The sequence below is a fragment of the Paenibacillus sp. FSL H3-0329 genome (assembly GCF_037963285.1).
Classification (GTDB): domain Bacteria; phylum Bacillota; class Bacilli; order Paenibacillales; family Paenibacillaceae; genus Paenibacillus_AQ; species Paenibacillus_AQ odorifer.
Genome location: NZ_CP150150.1, coordinates 2,450,367 through 2,468,712, shown reverse-complemented (window position 1 = coordinate 2,468,712; position 18,346 = coordinate 2,450,367). Strand labels below are relative to the sequence as shown.

The window sequence follows — 18,346 nt, the reverse complement described above, 5'->3', positions numbered from 1 at the left end:
CAGGCCCTCTTCGGCATATGATGTCATTATCTCAGAAAGCTGCGACATCAGTCACAGCAATTGAGAAGAAGACATAAGTTGAGGAGGAATAAATCATGGGTGAATTTCATGGAGGAGCCTTCACTTCGACCGGAGCGATTTTGGTACTTTTCATCTTGCTGGTCATCATTTCCCGTTCGTTGTTTGTTTAATACCTTCCCGGCTTAAATAGCTGGTGAAACGAAGCGGCTGTGTCGTCCTTTTTGGGGCGGTGCGGCCGCTTTATTTCTTTCCAACATAACATCTCCATTTGTTATTCTCGTGAATATTTACCGTCTGAAAGCCCGATTTCCGAAATAACTGCTCCATCTCTTCGTTCTTAGTGAATTGCTTCATATGATAATTGATTTTATAGATCTCAGAAATAATAACAAATGTACCGCCTGCCATCAGCACCCTAAATGCTTCACTTATATCGTGTTCGAGGTCCGGCCAGAAATAATGTGTCTGAATCGCTGTGATCGTCCCAAAAAATCCATCGTTGAACGGTAACGCTGACACATCTCCCTGACTAATTTTCACCTTACCAGCGATTACAGCCTTATTGTTTTTTTGAATAGATGTCTCTACAGCTTGTTCTGAGTAATCTATGCCGTAAATTTCATGTTGTTTATTTTGTTTTGCTAACGTATGTATAGTTTGACCGCCACCACAGCCTATGTCCAGGATAGGATCGCCGCTCTTAATTTCTATTTTTCTAAGTCCCCATGTTGTGATGCTGGTATGTGCCTGATTCATGATTTTGATCATGATATTTCCTACGAACCCTCTAGGATTCTTGGCTTGCTCAATCAGCGCATTCAATAAACCCATATTTATACCTCCCAATCAATTGGCCATACCAGCAGCCTGATCACTTGATATATGTTCCGTAAGATTTTCTGCTGTAACTGCCCACTTATCTACTTGATACTCTATTTTATGAATACTAGTATATGAAGTCGGGAAATGAGCATTCTTATTCGTCCACGTTAGCCCTTTTAAAATATGGTATATAACATTAATTACGCCACCATGAGTGACCACAATTACATTTTCATTTGGATCAGTACTCTCCAGTTCATTACATAGTTTTGAGAAACTTGAACTTATTCGCGTAAAAAATTCCTGAGGACTTTCTCCTCCTGGAAATCTCTCATCCATTCTTAAAGCCGAGAAATAAAGACCCGGGTATCGTTCATTTACGATTTCATGAGGCATTCCAGCGATTACACCATTGTTCGTTTCTCTCCAATACTGGCTGCTTTCAACAGGCAAATCAAGCTCTCTGGCGATCTCATTTGCTGTATCTAACGCACGTTGCAAATCACTACAAAGAATACGGGTTATGTTAAAGCTAGATTGATTTTCCTTAAGATAATATCCAAGACGTTCGGCTTGTCTATATCCCTCTACTACAAGTCCACGTTGACTCCAACCCCCACGAAAGCCTTCATCATCTATTCCATGCCTTATAAAATATATAGCCATCGATTGTATACCTCCTGAACAAGATTGTTATACATTTGCATTAAACTTCGAAAACGCTTGTTTTTTAAGTTGATCCCAATTGGGCGTTGCAATGTTTGCTTGTTGCTTCAAAATATCAAATGAATTAAACAAAGCCGCTATTTCGCTGAAAGAACCGTCCACTAATTTCATAAACGGTAATTTATGAATTATTGCCAGACCATAATATACAGCCTGCTTGTGCTTTCGAACAAAGTTAACTTGACCTGCTGGAGTAACAGTATAGCTTAATTGCTCCATGATTTGAAACCCCTCGTCCATTACTGAAATGGCTTGTTTTAATAGCTTCTTATCTTTAGATACCTTTTTCAAATCCCCGTCATGCAGATAACTAAGGGAGTTCAAAGCCACTATTGGCACGATATGACTTTTGAGCCAAGCATCCATATCCTCATGATAAGTTAGCTTATACTTAGCGTTCTCAAACGCTTTTTCCAGTAAGTGTTTTATTGGAATCTCACCGTCTAAACTGCCAAGTACCATTTGCCCTCCTGCGTGTATTTTAATAACACGACCGCTCGTTTCCCGAATTCCTGCACTAAGTTGAAATCCGAAGAGTATATTTTTCCTCACATTGCTCATTTCCTGGAGATCCTTTTGCATGCCAAGAGCATCGCCATTGTTCCCCACAAGAATTATATTCAGACTCTGATTCTCAGCTAGAATAGGTAACACAGATGGAAAATCATTATATTTCATAACAACAAAAATAAGATCATAGAGATCATCGGATCTAAGCGTAGAGATGACCTTTACTGTATCCACAGTGTTTTTAATTTGAAAATAATGGCGAAGCACAAGTCCGTCTTTCGTCAATTGCTCTGCTCGCTTTCCTCTGGCAAGCATGGTGACATCATTTCCCCCACGCACTAGAACATGCGCAAGATAGCTGCCTAATACTCCCGCTCCAAAAACTAAAACTCTCATATTTAGCTCCTCTATCCCTTTTTAGACATTTGTTGAATTTTGATCAACTGTTCGATAAAATCAGATTATCACATCTCCGGTAGGGTTCAATCGTTAGTTTGACCGGTTTTGTTGATTTTTCAACAAAATACAATACATTGTTTAATAAAAAGGGAGTCTTATCATGGATAGAAGAATTAAAAAAAACCAAACAGCCATCATGAATGCGTTAATTCAACTGATGGCTGAAAAAGATTTTGAAAAAATAACGATCAACGAAATCGCAGAGCGTGCTGATGTAAACCGCGGAACGATTTATTCCCATTATGCGGACAAATACGATCTGATGGATAAATGCCTGGAGGCTCAGCTCCAGCAACTAATCGAAAGCTGCTCCGCAGTGGAGGATGAAACCGAACCCAATCCCTCGAAGGCGTCATTGCTCCGCACGCTGGAACAATTGGAGGAGAATGCTCTTTTTTATAAGATTTTATTAAGAAACAAAGCTCTGCTCTCCTTTAGAAACCAATTACAAGAAATGATAAATGAGCAGATTAAGGTACAATTTTTAGAAAACAATTTTAATCTCGATGAGCTGAGTAAAGATATATCTGTGCAATTTTTAAGTTCGGCGACTGTCGGAGTGATTGAATGGTGGTTTACCCATAGTAATCCTTGCTCTGCAAAAGAGATCACTGAAAAGTTATGGTCCATGCTCGATCTAAATCTGCAGATGATCCGTTCTCAAGCTTGAATATGTTCTCCCATATCCATCTCATAAATGGAGCTGATAATTTTTTCAATGGGAATCTCCTTAATGGATATATCAAGGATCTCTACCTTTTCGCTAAGAATATGCAGAAACTCGCCCATTTTACATTGCTCGGTATCGATCAGCAGCTCCACTTCGTAATCCGATATTCTTTCCGATATCTGAGTGCCAGGCAGATCAATATTTCCAATAGTTGTGGCGGCTGAAAGCCTAACTACTTTTTGGGCACCCAGATGCAGTCGAAGTTCAGAGAACTTGTCGTCATATACTTTTTTCCCTTGATGAATTATAAGTACTCTTTGAACCAAACGCTCTACATCTTCCAAGTCATGTGTTGTCAGAATAAATGTGGTGCCTTCCTGATTCATTTGCTTAATGAATTCTCTGATTCTTTGTTTAGCTATTACATCCAGCCCGATCGTTGGCTCATCTAAAAAAACCACAGGTGGTGAATGAAGCATCGCCATAATAAACTCGCATTTCATTCGTTCTCCCAGGGAAAGGGTGCGCGTGGGCTTAGTAATAATATCGCCAATCTCAAACATGTTTACAAATCGGTCTAGTCTTGTACGAAAGTCGTTCGTAGGAATATCATAGATTTCCTTGTTCATATAAAAGCTATCCAAAGGGGGAATGTCCCATATTAACTGCGATTTCTGTCCGAACAATACCCCGATTTGTTTTACATATTGATTTTTCTGCTTATGAGGGTTGTACCCTAGAACATTTATTTCGCCCGAGGTAGGATAGAGAACGCCTGTCAGCATTTTAATAGTCGTAGATTTCCCTGCACCGTTTGGACCCAGAATGCCAATGATTTCTCCTTTTCCAACACTAAACGAAAGATCTTCTACAGAGGTAATTATCGATTTTTCACGGTGAAACAGACTTTTAAATACACTTTTTGCATCTTGTCCACGGTGATAGGTTTCATATTGCTTGGTTAAGTTCTTGACGGTAATAATGTCCAAGTGAAATTCTCCTTCTTAGATCTTAACTAATCTTTTATCCTCCGGCGCTTTTGTAACTGCGAAGCATATATGTATAGAGCCAAATTCCGAAGGCAGCAAATAATACACAAGGAATAATCGCTATAAAAAAATAGGGTTCCCATCGGCCAATCAGTGTAGATGCTGGAAAGTAGGCAATCATGGAGACCGGAAACAGAAAAGAACTCACAGCTACGACTGCCTTAGGAAAAATCGTCCCTGGATAACGTCCAAAAGACTTAATGCTCTCAAACATCTCCGGCAAGCGGGAATTCGCCACCCATTTGAAGGAAATCGCTGCCACAATAAGCGCCACACCGAACATAACAAGCAGCCCTGCACCAAACAACAACAGGAACAATAACCAAGAGCCTATGGTCATCCCATCGATTCCGCTAAGTGCGTATACGAACATGATTACTCCTCCACCTAAAAGCCCGATACTTTCGAACTCAAAAGATCTGGCCAACAGCAGAAAAAGGCTCGAGGTCGGTTTAATTAATACCACTTCCAAAGTCCCTTCTACAACATGAGACATCGTATTCCACATAATTCCGTTAAAAAAAATCCCGGCACAAGCCGTAGACAGAATAAAAACGGATTGAATTAACAGCGCCTCTTTAAAGGTCCATCCTGCAAATGAAGCATTCGAATTATAAATAAATACCGTTACTAGAGGAAACAGCACATTCCCTATGAGCATGATAAGACTATTAAGAATAAAGTTAACACGATAAGTGATAGCAGAAGCAATATTCGCCTTCATGCAGGTTTTATATATTTGATACATACGTTTCATGCGCCCACCCCCGTAAAATGCTTAAGCGACACCGCATACAGCACCCGGCAGACAACTCCGGCAATAATTACGGCTATGAGCTGCAGCAATAATACTTGAGGAATAGGTAAGCTTATATCAGCTAAAGTATAGCTACCTGTATAGACCATTGCTGGAAGAAAGGCCGTATATTGAAAGGGTAAGAAAAAGGATGCCATTTGTAAGGATTTTGGGAAAAATACTAATGGAATCAGCGATCCTGAAAATATCCCTTCGCAGAGATTAAAAAAATTACGAATACTAGAGGATTGCACCATCCAAAAGGCGACCATTCCAATACTATAATGAATGAAAAAATTCATCATAAACGCCATAGCTATTGAAAGAATCGCGTATAGTAAATTTACGGGTAAGACATCAATATGAAAAATAAAGAAAAAGATCATAAAGCAGGGTAAAAATTCAAACAAAAGCCCAAGTACCCTATGCCCTGCCTTCTGAGATAAAGCAAAGAACATATGATTTAGCGGTCTTAACGAAAACGTAATGAATTTCCCGGTACGAATAAGCATTTGTAAATTCCAATCAGCAAAATCCATAGTCAGATAGTTGATCAACATCGTAGCACAAAAATAGGAAAGCATTTGGGAGAGTGACATCCCGTTGATGTAAGATTCCCCGCTATAAACAGCGCTCCATATATAATACTGCACTAAAAAGTACACTGGGCCTACAAAAATAGAAACCATCGAATGCGTCCTGTACGCACTCCATTCCTTATAAGTAACAAAAGCAACCGCCCTCATAATGCGAAAGCGGTGCTTTATCATCTCAAACATAAGTCACATCCTGCCTATCTATAGATATCACATAAAAAAAGTCTTTTTCTTATTCGAGTCCGGACCAGATCACATTGTTTGTACCGAAAATCCCTCTACCGTCCCATATATTTTTATGAAAAGGGATATACCAAACGGCAATCAGCTTTTCTACCGGATCAACGACCAAAGAACAAGACCCCCATCCTTCGTGAAAAAAAGTGCCTTCAGAATAAGATGTACTTTCATTATATCGAAGGTCTGGCCCAAGACCGTATGGTCTATCCGCTCCTCCATCTCCCCATGCGTAGTTTGGAATTTTTTCAGAATTGAACCGCTTGGTCATTCTCTGAACAGCCATCCGACTTAAGACATGACCCCCTTCGTATTCCCCATGGTTAAGCAGCATGATTCCGAACTTTTGTAGATCATTAACGGTTGAATACAGTCCCCCACCAGTTCCGGGAGTCTTGATTTCTTCCTCAGACCTTTGTTCTTCATCCGTAATTTCCCCGTTTTGCAGCTTCTGAAGATATTCCTTGGCTTCTTCCGAACGAATAGCGATCCTACCAGCTTTCTCAGGCGGTATATCAAAGAAAGTATCTGTCATGCCTAACGGTTTTACAATGTGGTCCATTATGTAATCTTCTGCAAAAACACCTGTTATTTTCTCAATAATTGCACCAAGAACCACGTATCCAAACGAGGAATACATCCATTGAGTCCCTACCGGAAAACGAATGCCATAGGAAAGTCCAGCTTTAATCCAGTTTTCTTTTCCAAGCTCTGATTCATAAATATACCACCATGCACTTTTATAGTAAGTATCACTTATAGTGCCAGGATCAGGTGCGATGCCGGAGGTATGAGTCAGTAAATGAGCAATTGTAATCGGCTTAAAAGGGTCGGCATCAAACTCTGGAAGAATAGAACTAACTGGTTGTCCCATAAAAATTTTTCCATCATCTGCAAGCTGCCAGATCGCTGTTGCCGTAAACAGCTTGGTAATAGAAGCGATTCGAAAAATTGTATCCGTTTTCAATTCTTGGTCGCTATCTTCTTCGTAACTGAAGCGTCCCCCCGCTCCATTAGCAAATATTTTTCCATAACGACTAAGAGAATAAATATAGCCATCGGCTACTTTCTTATTACAGAGATCCTCATAAAAATGATTAAGTGCCTCTAATCGGTCCTCCCTGTAATTCACTTCGTTCAGCTTGCTAAGCTCTGTGGATGATAACATTATTCGCAGTCCCCCTTATTATTCAATAAAATACATGATGCATAAATATCTTGCAATAAAACCCAAATAATTGAAAGGGTGATTATACATATAACTATTTTATACTGCTCCAATAATTCTGTAACAGCAATGCTGTAATCTCGTTAACGGTTTGTCGTTAGAGATTTAACTAGTGCCATTCCACTAACCAGACCAAATACTACCCCATCATGTATGCTTGCAAATTTGTAGATCTCTATGTTCGAAATGTTAAAATACATTACTAAAATTGGATACATAAGCAGAAGTAAACTTGGAAGAAACGCAATAAACAACAGCGGCCAATTAACAATAAAAGCTTTAGGTAATCCTTCTAATAACGCCAGATAGATCCCATAGACAAACGGGACAATAGCCGTGATCCATACAGTATTTTCTAATTGATAGTTCTTTTGTGCCTCTTCAGTGTAATGACTAATCAGCGAGTTTCCATAATGTAATAAGAGCGCCCCCACTATGATCCAGACAAGATAATATAAAAATTTTGAATTCCGCATCTTCATGAAATCACTCCGTTTCTTTTTATATAGTTCATTAGAATGTCTCTATTTAACTTACCATATAATCCATACTTTGGATATTGCATTAAAGTAAACTGGTCCTAACTAAAAAGGCTACCTCCCGGCAGCCCTTAAATTGAATTCCAACTCCCCTGGAGGATAAGTTTATCTGCGTGGCATGGTGACGCCTGCTTTGTTGTTATATTTTTCCGTAGCTTCCTTGATGACATCGTTACCGCCCTTAGAAAGCCACTCCTCCACAACCTTCGGCCAGTCGCTGATAGGTTCCTTGCCATATACCATCTTTACCATGTGCGTCAGCAGTACCGGAGGAGCCGTGTCCGAGTTAGGTGCAATGTCTGGATTCTTCACCAAGGCATCTAGCCGCGGGTCGAACTGAATTCCGTCACGGCCTTCATTAGCCAGAATAGTATCATATACATTGATCAAGCTTCTGCCTTCTTCTGTCATGTTAAGGACACCCTTATTATAAGTAGTATCCTGCACCATCCAGAGGAAAGACTGGCGGTAGCGCTCCTCATCTATAGCAGCGGAATCCGCAGGAGAAGTGTACACGATTTTGCCGTTCTCTTCCTTATAGGTTTCGTCCTTGATCCCAAAGGTAAAGAAGGTCTCAGCCTCTTCGCTCAACATCCAGTCAAAAAATTTCACGATATCCGCAGCATTTTTCGTACCTTCCTTGATAAAGTAGGTGCGCGTGGCGGAGCCGTACAAGTAGGAGCCTCCTTTTCCATCAGGTCCAACTGGCGAAGGAATAATCTCCAGCTTGGCGGATGGCGTCGTAGCCTTCAATTGTTGCTCCCACTGCAGAAGCTCGTTGGCATTCATCGTCCACATGCCCGCTTTGCCTGAGAGAATCGCATTTTTGTAGTTGGTCGGGTTAATGGTGGCAAATTCCTTGTTGATTAAACCCTCTGTATACATGGTGTTGTAGGTTTGTAACGCCTTCATCATATTTTCGCTATCCATAAACTTCGGCTGAACCTGGCCGTTTACTTCCTCGAACATAGTCAGGTACGGAAAAACATCATAAGCGCCAAAGAAAGCGTCGGCATATTTGAAGTCTTGACGGCCCATGTACGGGTTCTCTATCCCCAGCTTTTTGAAGGCACGCAACACAGTCAAGTACTCATCGACCGTTTTTGGAACCTGCAAGCCGGTTTGATCCAGCAGGTCCTTGCGAATCCAAGTCGCCCGGCGGGAGGGATTGGACAGAAACTCCGGTATTGCGTAAATTTTCCCTTGATAGGTGACGTTCTCCCAAGCTTCCTTCGGGATTACTTTCAAAAGGTTCTGGCCGTTTTGCTGCAGCAGATCATCCAAGGGCATGAACACACCAGCTTCAACGGAACCAGCCATTTCCTTGCCATTTACGCCGCCCGAGCCTTGAACGACATCCGGAATATCATTAGTGGCGAACATCTGCACCATTTTCTGTTCGAACTCTTTATGAGGAACCAACACAATATCCAAGTCTGTGTTTGTCATCTCCTCCAGCTTTTTCACCCATTTGTCCTTATTCAAGTCGGGTGATTTCTCAACATAGTTAAAAGCCAGCGTCCGCATCGAGATCGAGAATTCAGTTTTCTGCGGCGTATTTGACGAACCTCCGGCAGTCTCTTCTTTGTCCTTGTCCGAGCAACCTGCAATAACGGTAGCACCCATTACGGTAGCCAGACAGATGCCAATCCATTTTTTCATAATATAACCCTCTCCTTGTACAATGGGGTGTATACGTAAATGAAGATATTTTAAGGCTAATAAGCTTTTGGGATCTCAACCCGGTGGGTAATTCCCTGATTCGTAAAGTAGACATGAACCCCATGGTCCTGATCGTCCATAAAGTACGATACGTAATCCCGGCTTCCTGATTTTTGGGGAATCAGAAGAGTGACGATCCGATGACTTACGGCCTCTTGGGTAGAGGCAGTCAAATGCCAATGCTCGGGCAGCCCTTCCCATTCTTTCGGATCTACATCTGTAAATTGATTGCTTTGGCTAAGTGTCATTTCTCCCGAGGAACTATAGACAAATCTGCCCTCCATCTGAGCTTTTTTACCATTTACTTTAAAAGATTGATCCTTCAACTTCATGGGATACAGTGTATGAAACAGCCAATCCAATTTTCCCGGACGTTCCAGCTCGACACTGTCTGCGATAACAAAGTAAGCGCTATCAAAGAAAAATATTTCCCGCACATACCGCTTGATATAGGGTACATTCTCGCGGTAGGCTTCGGTGGCATCCATTTGCGTGTAGTTGATTCCGGGCGTACTATACGCCTTCAACACCTTGCCGTAGGCTGCCATGTTCTTCGACTTGTCCGTGCCAGCATATTGGCCTTTGCCGTCAATAAGAATTGCGTTCTTGGAGCGGGTCTGCCTACGCCACTGCATATGCATCGTACTGTTGAATGCAACGTAATAGCCGCTTTCAATAGCCAAAGGCTCGCCGAAGGCATGCAGCAGGAAGGCGTTTTGATCCCCATGGCTATGGCTCACAGAGCCGTAACGGCTGCTCTTGGTCAACAGCATGATATGTTCCTGCGGATCCTCCATCCGATGATGCATGGCCACCCATCCCATATCCTGAAACCACTTCAGAGGTTCTGCAGCCACCGGTGGCTCTGAAGAAATCTGCGGATAATCTGTGCGATAAACCATTTCATCGAACCGGAAATCCCACCAGCCGTAGTTATAGAAGATCATCTGGGTGTCAGGGTTCAGTTCCTTAGTTTGCTCAAAATACCATTGGTACTGGCCATTCCCGGTTAAACCGGCAAATTGGCGGATATTGAAGCCCGTTTTGAGATTGACCGGATCTCCCAGTGACGATTGATCGCCGAAGCTGGCCCTCACGGTATCCGGACTGAAGCAATAGAGCGGAAAGTCACCGGTTTTGCGAAAGAAAGGACGGTCATAGAAATTGATTGCCATGTATTTGCGAATTAGATTGAGCGCCTCCGTAACGAATGCCATCTGAGTGGTCCAATACATCGGACCTTCGGCCCACCCGCCATCTTTGCCACCCCATGGAGTATACATGGCGGAGAAGTACTCCAGCGTATAATCAAGCCATTCCTGCGCCTTCTCCTCCTCACCCAACATGGAAATACAACACGGTACGAGTACAGAGGATAAAGAGCGGATCGCATGGCTGTCATAAGGAACTTGATGGATGCGGGAACGTTCGATGACATGGAATGCGATCTGCCCGGTTCTTCGCAGTAGCGCCTGCCTTACCTTAAGGCGTTCTTCTTCCGCCAGAGAGCCGTGAAGCCAATCATAGCCCCATGCCAACGCTCCGGCTATGCGAAAGGAGCATTCATCATTGTAATCCCGGCTGGTGGTACCATCCGTGTTCCAGCTTGCAGCATGAAGCAGCCACTCTTTAGCTTTGGCGATAAGCGCCTCGTCCTCCAACACAACTCCAGCTATAGCAAGATGCCGGACAGCATAGAAAACTTCCTGGCAGTCCATATACATCTGCCGCCATAGTGTGGCGACACGCTTATTATCTGGATACGGTGCAGGCTCGGGAATAAGCTCGCGCTTTGTCCAGGGTAAAACGGAATGCTTCAGGAAGTCATCCCAGCCAGTGAAAATGGGGTCTTGGCGGACAACTTCCCGGTAAGACGGAAGTTGCTCCGCTTGAAGCCATAGCCGCGGATGGTGGGCGGAAGCAGTTGAATATCGTTCTGTACGGGAAGGCAGTGGCGTTAGCGGCAATTCATCCTCCACCACAAAAGCTCTTACTTTACTCCACTCGGAACGGATATCATTCTCCCCGATAAGACTGTATCGCCAATAATACGAGCCGGGCGCCAACGGCTTATCCGGGGTAAACAAATTATAGGGAATTCTGCTGTAGGTCAACGTACCTTCCGGCTCAAATCCAGTGTTTGAGGAGATCTGCAGCTCGTACATACTCTCTTCTAGACATGCAGGCATCCAAGTAAACCGCGGAGGATTCTCTCCAACATCTGTATGTTCATCTGGCCCATATGACAGGTCGAGTACGCCGCTGGTAGGTTGAAATAAAGGTTCTAACATCTCTACTCCTCCGTATTCCGGGACTTTTCCTGAATCAGTCCCGCTTTAGGGTCAAGGCAATAGACCACTACTTGCCCAGTTGTTGCTATTTGGATTCGGGGCGGTTCGCCCACCTGACTCACTAGCTTCAGTACAGCAGGTTCGTGACCGTCCCGATAAACCGTAATAAAATTAACCGACGGTCCTTTGTGCCGAAGCATAATACCTCGTAGCAATCTACTCGGGTCTTCGGCATTACCCGGTGTGCGGATTTCATACATAGTGGAGCCGGGCGCCAGTAGAGTACTCGTGGATACTTCATACTCCCGGCCGGTGCTCACTCCATCATAACGGATATTCCACTCCGTATTTAACGGACAATCCGTCTCATTTTTCATTGCGGACAGTACTTCTACTGAGCCATAACCTGCTTCCAGACCAAGGACTGCCGGAGAGTCCGTCTGGACACGGTGAAGGTCGAACGGTAACAGCAAATGTCCCGTCGGATGAAACCATAAGTCCACTTCCTGATCCCGCTCCGTCACCTGCTCAACATGAAACCAATCCAGCAGCCAACCGCCGGCCAATACAAGATGCCGGTCTAGAACAGCTCCTTCATAGGCGCCGTCTGAGCGAATCCATAAGTACGTAGCATTGCCTTCCTGACGGAATTGACAGCACCTTCCGGTATGTGGAGCTTGGGAGCGCCCTCCGATGGTAACCGTGTTATGGCTCGCGGTTTCGGAATACCATTCCTTCCGCAAAACAGATCCATAAGGAACCATGCCCAGCTCGGGAGCAACCTCCCCCCATCGGTGCATAATCGTGATATGAAGCTTATCAAAATGCCCATGTGATCCGCCATGCTCTCCGAAATCCGCCAGAACGGACAACGGATTGCCCGGGTGGCGGAGCACGGCGAATCCGGAATCCGGCAGTAGAACAGAGTCTCTCACCCTGTAACTGGTCTGAAGCTCCTTACTCTCACCTGCTCCATACAGCACTGCCTCCAGACCGGTCCTTAATTCCTGTCCATATAGATACCTATAAGCATTCGCCAGTATTGGCTGGAGACTCGGGTCTTTGTAAACCGCAATACCTATTTCAAATACTTCAGCAATTTCTCGGGCGAAAGGAACGCGCGCATAAGGACCATCATGCACGGCTGGAAGCTCCCCGTTATCGCCGCTAAGCTCTACCAGCAACTGAAACATGCCACGGATGGATTGTCCCTGATCTCCTTTGGCAGCATAGAGGTCAACCCCAAAGCGCCCGGACATCTCGGCTGCTATGAGATAAGCCCGCAATACAAAAATGTGGTAGTACGTGCTGCCTTCAAATTCAAAGCCATCTGGCTTCACGCCAATGGACAGATGATGATAGAATCCGCCTTCTCCCTCCAGCAAAGAAGCAAGCTTTTCTCTGGTGCCTTTGGCGGCATATACACAAGCCAGGCTAGCGTTCAGCCATGCGGTATAATTGTTCTCTGCATTCTTCTTCTCGTAAATGAGGATGTGGCGGTATTGCTCCATGCTCTCCTCCAGCATCGTGAAGAATGTTTGAAGCCTCAACTCTTCTTCCTCAGTGAACGTTACTCCATAGTCCACAAGAAGCAGATAGGCCCGAATAAGCGTGGTGGACCAGATAGCCTCTGTCAGCGCCTGATGAAAGGCACGGCCACTAAGCATCCAGGGTTGGGCATCGGGATGAACCGGATACAAGGGGAACTGCTCTGCATAACCGACAAGAATCTTCCGGGCTAAGCTGCTATAGAATTCTTCTCCGTCTGCGGCGAATACCGCGGCAGCTTGCAGGGCGTATCGCGCCATCGCCTGATGCCGGTATACCAGCCATGCTCCCCGGTAGGGTTCACCTTCCAGCTTGCAGCCCTTCGGGCAAGAAAAAACAAACGCATCTTGCTCCATAACATCGAAGATTAGCTCAGTATGATGCTGGGGACATACATATTGGTGCCACCAGCCACCAGGCTCTGACGGGAGCAGAATCTCTTCTCTCCGGAAGGGATCCAGCTCCATTTTCAATTTATCCACCTCAAGACCAACCCAGGAAAAAGTATCTGCTTTCTCCTTAAGGTTCATCATCGCATGAACAAGCCTCCGTTAATTTCAATAATTTCGCCTGTCAGATAATCCGACAGCTCTGAAGCGAGGAAGAGTGCCACATTGCTCACATCCTGTGGAGCACCTTCCCGGCCCAGCGGAATCTTTGCAATCGTTGCCTGTCTTGCCGCATCCGCAGTAAAGGTAGCATGGAAAGCGGTCTGACCGATAAATCCGGGAGAGATAGCGTTTACATTAATTCCATGAGGACTCAGCTCTTTGGCAAGTCCCTTGGTATAAGACCATACCGCAGCTTTGCCCGCTGCATAAATGGAAGCCCCCGGTCCGCCGCCGTCATGGGCCGCAAGGGAAGATACATTGATGATTTTACCGCTTTTCTTGGCAATCATTCCTGCTGCTACGGCTTTGCAGGCAAACACGCATGATTTAAAATTGACGTCCATCACCTTGTTGTAATGCTCTTCGTTCATTTCAGTATTTGGAACCCTATTGATCATACCGCCTGCATTGTTGACGAGAATATCGATGGTTCCGCCGAAATGCTCCTCTATTTCCTTTACCATATTGTCCAATTGGGCAGGACTTGTTGCGTCTGCCTGAAAAGCATAAGCTTCTCCTCCGGCCTGACGGATCGCGTCAACCGTCTCCTCCGCAGAACCAAACAAATAGTTTACCGCCACTTTGGCGCCGGAAGCAGCCAAAGTCTCCAAGATTTGTCGGCCTATCCCTGCATTGGACCCTGTAACAAGCGCAATTTTACCAGTCAAATCAATTTTCATTGCATATTTCCTCCTAGTAGTAGTTTTTTCTGAAAACATCTATCTTCTCACTCCGCAGGCATAGATAAGATCAGCCGGGTCCCCTCATTCTCCACGCTTTCGACACTTAACCCGTATTGTTCACCGAACACCATTTGAATTCTCCGGTGCACGTTCATGAGCCCGATTCCACCTCTATGATAGAGGGAATCTCCTTCCGTATCCGCCAGCTGATTCAGATTCAGCTTCTCACGAAGCTTATCAAGCCGTTCGCGGGACATCCCTGCGCCGTTATCCTCTACAAGAACTAGAAAACGGTCTCCCTCTATTCTGGCGTCGATTCGAATATAGTGCTTGTCTTCAATTCCCTCGGGAAACGCATGCTGAAAAATATTTTCGATCAAGGGCTGAAGTGTCAGCCTGACCATCTTAGCCAGTAGCAGCGTCGGCGGAATCACTACGTCAATTTCGAACTCTCTGCCGATCCGGTGCTTGAGAATCGTCATGTAGCTCAGTACATGATTAAGCTCATTGGCAATCGTAATTTCCTCCAGATTAGTTTGGATGGAGTAGCGAAGCATGAATGCCATGGCCTCCACTATTTCTGTGATTTCATCCGAATCCTGAACGACCGCGTAACATTTGATAGTCTCTAATGTGTTATATAGATAGTGCGGATTAATCTGCAGCTGGAGTGCCTGGAATTCAGCTTGATGACGCTCCAGAGCCTCCTTCTGGGTGGTAAGCTCCGCTTCGTATACCCGCTCAATCATTTCGGAAAGCCGGGTCACCATGAGATTGTAGCTGCGCATCAATCCCCCCAGCTCATCCTGACGGCCGTTCATCTCAAGCCTGCGCCACTTGCCTTTTTCCGTCTCCCTCATGCCCTCCTTAAGAATCAGGATGGGCTTCGTGATGGATCGTCCGAACCAGGTTGCAAGGAGCAGTGTGCCTACAAGCGTGAGAACTCCCACCACCAGCGTGGTCGTACGAATGGTAGAAATAGGCTTGCGCAGCTCACCAACGGGTATGGATACTACAAGCTGCCATTTGGAATATTCGGATTTTCTCGACACGAACAAATACTCTTTCCCGTCTACTTTTTCCACCACAGAGTCATTTGGGTGTTGAAATACGTTCTGAATGTGCTCAGCAGATAACCCAGGGTGGTTATTATTCCCTTCCGCCCGATAGAGGAGTTTGCCGAATTCGTCCATGATAAAGTAGGACCCGCCCTGTCCCAGATCAAGAGGTTCCCATATGCGGGCCAGATCCTCTGCCTTAAATTCAATAGCCACTATACCTTTAGGACGATAGGAAGAGACCCCTCTGATTCGTCGGACCATCGTAATAATGTTCTTATCCCCTTCATTCATCACATTTGTGTTGAGAATGGTGATGCGGCCGCTCTCCGGCGTATGTTCGCTTAAGAAACGGTAGCGTTCCTGAGGATGAAACTGCAGGCTATGCGCCTGATAGGAGTTATCATCGCTAATGGCCTTGCCGTGTTCACCGATGATGTACATCAGATTAATCTGAGGATACAGAATAAACAAAGAACGAAACAAATACTTCTGAATGTCATTCGTATATTGATAGTAAGAGAAGCTATCCTCCGGGTCCATATCCAGGAACTCCTTGACTTGATTGTAGGACAGGATGGAATCGCTAGCCTTTTCATAATTTTGCAAATACAGATCCGTTTGATAAGAGGCACTTCTGATAACTTGGGCAATGGACTTCTCTGAAGACTTATCCAGCTCAGCCGAAGCCTGAAAATAGGAGATAAATCCAACCATGGACAAGGATAGAAGAATGACGGTCAGAAAAGAGGCGAACAGCTTGTTCGACAGACTCTTTCTCATCAATCGATCCCCAGCTGGTTGCGATACTCGGAAGGAGCCAGCCCGGTGAACTTTTTGAACGTTTTCGTAAAATGAGGATGGTCTGCATACCCGACCTCATAGGAAATATCGGTGATCCGATAGCTTGCATCGGCAAGCAATCTTTTGGCCTTCTCCATCCTGCGTTTTATGCGGTAATGTACAAAGGTCTCTCCCGTTGAGTGCTTAAACATCTGGCTGAAATAAGAGGCATTTAGCCCAAGCACTTCCGCCACTTCTTCCAGCGATACTTCCTGAGCGAGATGCTTTTCTATAAATGCTTTAGCTTCCTCTATCGGATCCTTCGCTTTACCCTTGCGCTTTCTACGAAGCTCTTCCAATATTGCTGCTGACGCTTCTGCGAAACAGCGGAATAACTGCTCAGGTCCAGCTGCTGCGGACAAGTCTAACACGCTTTTACCGGGTGTAACTGAATTGACAAGCAGCTTCTTCACGAGCAAAGCGTAGCCCTCTTCCAGAAGCTCTTTTTGCTGACTTCGGCTCATCTTACGCTGGAGGAAGTCAGTTTCCCATTCCTTCAGTACAAGGTACAGCCTTTCTTTATCCAAGGTCCAGATGGCATCATCCATACGCACGACCCATTCATCGAGCTTAGCGACAGAGACAAAACTCTCTAACTTCTCTCTATGCGCTTCCAGTTTGCCGATCACATTTTGAAGGTTCCCTTTGCTCACGGGTTTCAGGAGATATTCTTTCACTCCATAGGACACGCATTGGCGGGCGTATTCAAAATCCCCATAACCCGAGATGACAACAGTCTGAATATCCGTCTCCATCTCCGACAGCCGCCGGCACAGCTCCAGTCCGTCTACCTTGGGCATACGGATATCTGTAAAAAGAAAATCCGGCTGCTCCTCCATAATGAGCTGGATGGCCTCTTCGCCATTCTGGGCCAGCTTAATGTTATACGGATGCTCGCCGCATTGCTGGATCATGATAGAAAGTCCCTTTCGAATCATGGGCTCGTCGTCTACGATTAATACACATCTCATCCATGGATACCACCTTCCGATTCGTCTCGCTTAACGCGTTCCTATTCTACCACACTATGATAGATCAGGATTTGACGGATCCGACCATCATTCCTTTAACGAAATGGCGTTGAAGAAACGGGTAAATCATGATAATCGGAATAGTAGCGACAATGATAACAGCCATTTTAATGCCCTCAGGTGAGGTGTGGGCCAAAGAGCTATACACTGAGGAAGCCGGATCAATGCTGATATCGTCCGTCTCGAAGAGCTTCTTCAACATCACCTGCAGAGGCCATAAAGACGGCTTGTTGATATAATACAGAGCGCTCATGTACGTATTCCAGTGCCCGACGGCGTAGAAAATCCCCAATGAGGCCATTACCGGTTTGGACAACGGCAGTACCATGTTGACAATGATCCGCAGCTCGCCACACCCATCGATTCTAGAGGAATCTATCAGCTCCTGAGGCAGCTGCATGAAGAAGCTTCTCATCACGAAAAAGTTAAAAGCGCTGATGGCGCCCGGAATCATAAGTGCCCATAAGGAGTTCATAAGCCCCAAATTTTTTATCAGGATAAAATTTGGAATAAGAGGGGCGCTGAATACCATAGTGAACAATACCATCATGACGATGTATTTACGTCCTAGGAATTCCGGCCGCGACACCGGATAAGCGAGAGACGCTGTCGCAATCAGATTAATTGCGGTGCCCAGTACCGTAATATAGACGGAGACACCGAACGCCCGCCAAATGGAATGATCGCTGAAAACGTACTGATAATTGATCGCGGTAAATTCCTTTGGCAGCAAACCTACCCTACCATTAATAATTGCTTCAGAGCTGCTAAAGGACTGGGCAATCACATTCAGAAACGGCAGAAACATAGCCAAAGCGAGAGCGGTCAGAAACAAAAGATTGAACACATTAAATAGATTCTGGCCGCGAGTATAGCGTACTCTCATCATCCCTACCTCCATAAAGA

17 protein-coding genes are annotated in these 18,346 nt (G+C 45.0%); 2 read left to right on the top strand and 15 right to left on the bottom strand.

Annotated features, from left to right (window positions below):
* The first annotated feature begins 95 nt into the window (after nt 1-95).
* On the top strand, nt 96-191 hold the full coding sequence (locus NSQ66_RS10620; protein WP_197069771.1) for a sporulation protein YjcZ: 96 nt from the start codon (nt 96-98) through the stop codon (nt 189-191).
* Between the two features lie 70 nt (nt 192-261).
* Here the strand turns inward: NSQ66_RS10620 and NSQ66_RS10615 are convergent, their stop codons facing one another.
* The 3 genes from NSQ66_RS10615 to NSQ66_RS10605 are packed head-to-tail and all read right to left on the bottom strand — an operon-like array spanning nt 262 to nt 2,475.
* Nucleotides 262-852 carry a class I SAM-dependent methyltransferase gene (locus NSQ66_RS10615; protein WP_076100850.1) on the bottom strand — a complete coding sequence of 197 codons (591 nt, stop codon included), beginning with the start codon at nt 850-852 and terminating at the stop codon, nt 262-264.
* Between the two features lie 15 nt (nt 853-867).
* A complete protein-coding gene (locus tag NSQ66_RS10610) occupies nt 868-1,509 on the bottom strand; it encodes a histidine phosphatase family protein (protein WP_036689381.1) in 642 nt (213 codons plus the stop codon).
* Nucleotides 1,510-1,536: 27 nt separating this feature from the next.
* Nucleotides 1,537-2,475, bottom strand: a complete 939-nt coding sequence (locus NSQ66_RS10605) for a 2-dehydropantoate 2-reductase N-terminal domain-containing protein (RefSeq protein WP_076100852.1) — start codon at nt 2,473-2,475, stop codon at nt 1,537-1,539.
* Nucleotides 2,476-2,638: 163 nt separating this feature from the next.
* On the opposite strand from NSQ66_RS10605, the gene NSQ66_RS10600 reads away from it, so the two are divergent.
* On the top strand, nt 2,639-3,208 hold the full coding sequence (locus tag NSQ66_RS10600) for a TetR/AcrR family transcriptional regulator (RefSeq protein ID WP_076140940.1): 570 nt from the start codon (nt 2,639-2,641) through the stop codon (nt 3,206-3,208).
* Here the strand turns inward: NSQ66_RS10600 and NSQ66_RS10595 are convergent.
* The 12 genes from NSQ66_RS10595 to NSQ66_RS10540 all read right to left on the bottom strand — a co-directional run bounded on the left by NSQ66_RS10595 (nt 3,199) and on the right by NSQ66_RS10540 (nt 18,329).
* Nucleotides 3,199-4,197 (bottom strand): ATP-binding cassette domain-containing protein, encoded by a 999-nt coding sequence (locus NSQ66_RS10595; RefSeq protein ID WP_249267665.1) that lies wholly within the window; start codon nt 4,195-4,197, stop codon nt 3,199-3,201. The two genes, NSQ66_RS10600 and NSQ66_RS10595, sit on opposite strands and share 10 nt — an antisense overlap.
* 34 nt (nt 4,198-4,231) lie before the next feature.
* Nucleotides 4,232-5,014, bottom strand: a complete 783-nt coding sequence (locus tag NSQ66_RS10590) for an ABC-2 family transporter protein (protein ID WP_036689373.1) — start codon at nt 5,012-5,014, stop codon at nt 4,232-4,234.
* The gene (locus NSQ66_RS10585; protein ID WP_256720255.1) at nt 5,011-5,742 is read right to left on the bottom strand and encodes an ABC-2 family transporter protein; all 732 of its coding nucleotides are present in this window, start codon (nt 5,740-5,742) and stop codon (nt 5,011-5,013) included. The genes NSQ66_RS10590 and NSQ66_RS10585 overlap by 4 nt, the downstream gene beginning before the upstream one ends.
* A gap of 139 nt (nt 5,743-5,881) precedes the next feature.
* A complete protein-coding gene (locus NSQ66_RS10580; RefSeq protein ID WP_076140938.1) occupies nt 5,882-7,054 on the bottom strand; it encodes a serine hydrolase domain-containing protein in 1,173 nt (390 codons plus the stop codon).
* 143 nt (nt 7,055-7,197) lie between these two features.
* Complete coding sequence (locus tag NSQ66_RS10575; RefSeq protein WP_076140937.1) at nt 7,198-7,596, bottom strand: hypothetical protein; 399 nt, start codon at nt 7,594-7,596, stop codon at nt 7,198-7,200.
* Between the two features lie 162 nt (nt 7,597-7,758).
* Nucleotides 7,759-9,315, bottom strand: coding sequence for an extracellular solute-binding protein (locus NSQ66_RS10570; RefSeq protein WP_036689363.1), 1,557 nt, complete (start codon nt 9,313-9,315; stop codon nt 7,759-7,761).
* 56 nt (nt 9,316-9,371) lie between these two features.
* A complete protein-coding gene (locus NSQ66_RS10565; protein ID WP_036689361.1) occupies nt 9,372-11,666 on the bottom strand; it encodes a DUF4962 domain-containing protein in 2,295 nt (764 codons plus the stop codon).
* 2 nt (nt 11,667-11,668) lie between these two features.
* Nucleotides 11,669-13,747, bottom strand: coding sequence for a heparinase II/III family protein (locus NSQ66_RS10560; RefSeq protein ID WP_076140936.1), 2,079 nt, complete (start codon nt 13,745-13,747; stop codon nt 11,669-11,671).
* Nucleotides 13,744-14,505, bottom strand: coding sequence for a glucose 1-dehydrogenase (locus NSQ66_RS10555; RefSeq protein WP_036689358.1), 762 nt, complete (start codon nt 14,503-14,505; stop codon nt 13,744-13,746). The genes NSQ66_RS10560 and NSQ66_RS10555 overlap by 4 nt, the downstream gene beginning before the upstream one ends.
* A 47-nt stretch (nt 14,506-14,552) precedes the next feature.
* Nucleotides 14,553-16,349: a sensor histidine kinase gene (locus NSQ66_RS10550; RefSeq protein ID WP_076104619.1), complete on the bottom strand. Its 1,797-nt coding sequence runs from the start codon at nt 16,347-16,349 to the stop codon at nt 14,553-14,555.
* On the bottom strand, nt 16,349-17,380 hold the full coding sequence (locus NSQ66_RS10545; protein WP_076140935.1) for a response regulator: 1,032 nt from the start codon (nt 17,378-17,380) through the stop codon (nt 16,349-16,351). The genes NSQ66_RS10550 and NSQ66_RS10545 overlap by 1 nt, the downstream gene beginning before the upstream one ends.
* 64 nt (nt 17,381-17,444) lie before the next feature.
* Nucleotides 17,445-18,329, bottom strand: a complete 885-nt coding sequence (locus NSQ66_RS10540; protein ID WP_094902792.1) for a carbohydrate ABC transporter permease — start codon at nt 18,327-18,329, stop codon at nt 17,445-17,447.
* Nucleotides 18,330-18,346 lie beyond the last annotated feature (17 nt).